General features: G+C 43.2%; 2 protein-coding genes. One reads left to right on the top strand and one right to left on the bottom strand.

The window, feature by feature from the left end; translation table 11 throughout:
- Positions 1-19: 19 nt before the first annotated feature.
- Positions 20-910, bottom strand: a complete 891-nt coding sequence (locus tag TW89_RS08360) for a LysR family transcriptional regulator (RefSeq protein ID WP_128581133.1) — start codon at positions 908-910, stop codon at positions 20-22.
- 173 nt (positions 911-1,083) lie between these two features.
- Between TW89_RS08360 and TW89_RS08355 the strand changes: the two genes are divergently transcribed.
- On the top strand, positions 1,084-1,360 hold a 277-nt coding region (locus TW89_RS08355; RefSeq protein WP_225522200.1), incomplete at its 3' end, for an NAD(P)H-dependent oxidoreductase.

Here is a 1,360-nt window from a genome sequence, read left to right as displayed (position 1 = left end):
TAAAAAGCCGTCTGAAATTTCAAACGGCTTTTACTTTTAACGCATCCACAATCAGCTTAAACACATTGGAATGCCCGCGGCGGCTGGGGTAATAGAGGTAAAGCGGATCGTAGGTGATGGCGTATTCGGGCAACAGCTCGACCAACTGCCCAGAATGGAGCGAGTCTGCGGCGATGATATGCGGCAGCCAAGTGATGCCGAGGCCGTCTGAAACGGCTTGCAGGCGCAGATGATTGTTGATGGAAAACTGCGATTTTGGCGTGAACGTAATCAGCTTTTTTTTGTATTTGAATTCCCACTGTATCTCCGTGCCGTGTTCACCGGAGAGTTTTATGCCGATAAGGCGGTGTTGTTGCAGATCATCAATATTTTTCGGTGAACCGTGTTGTGCCAAATAATCGGGCGAAGCAACCAATACCATTTTGAGCGGTGCGGAAATTGGCACCGCAATCATCTCTTTCGCTACCTTGTTACCTAACCGAACGCCCATATCAAATCCTTCTTTCACAATATCTGCCCAACGATCGTCCACCACGATTTCCAAGCGGATTTTCGGGTATTGGTTCAAAATCGGCTTTAATTTTGGATACAACACGGCTTCCGCTGCCATCGCCGGGGCGTTGATGCGAATCAATCCCGATGGCGTATTCAAAAAATCATTTAATGCATCGACTTCTTGGTTTATGGCTTGATAAAGTGGGAAAAGTTGGTCGAAAAGTTGTTGCCCGGCTTCGGTCAGCGACACATTGCGTGTAGTGCGGTTGAACAGACGCAGGTTCAGCCGCGTTTCTAAATTTTTCATGCTGTGGCTCAACGCCGAAGAAGAAATCCCCAAAAGCTGCCCTGCCTTCACAAAACTCTGCGTTTGCGCCAGTGTTAAAAAATAATTCAGTTCGTTAAAGTTCTGCATTTTCTCTTTAAACTCTCTTTTATTAGTGAATTTAATTCATTACATTATAAAGATAAACCCTATTTATCTCAATAAAAACAAATCATAAAATGACTGCAACTTCATGAGAGTAAACAGAAGACAATATCCGTAAACATCACATCCTTTTTTTATAAATTATTCTAGGAGTAAAAATGAACATTTTATTATTAAACGGTGGTAAAGAATTCGGCCATTCGCATGGTGAGTTAAACAACACGCTTCACAAAAAAGCAAAAGAAGTTTTGACCGCACTTGGACACAATGTAAAAGAAACTGTGATTGATGCAGGCTATGATGTTGAGGCAGAAATCGAAAAATTCTTGTGGATGGATGCCGTGATTTGGCAGATGCCTGTTTGGTGGATGCACGAGCCTTGGACAGTGAAGAAATACATAGACGAAGTATTTATCGCTGGACACGGCAAGCTTT

The sequence above is a fragment of the Neisseria flavescens genome (genome assembly GCF_001618065.1).
Taxonomy (GTDB): domain Bacteria; phylum Pseudomonadota; class Gammaproteobacteria; order Burkholderiales; family Neisseriaceae; genus Neisseria; species Neisseria flavescens_A.
This window is presented reverse-complemented; position numbering and strand designations above follow the sequence as displayed.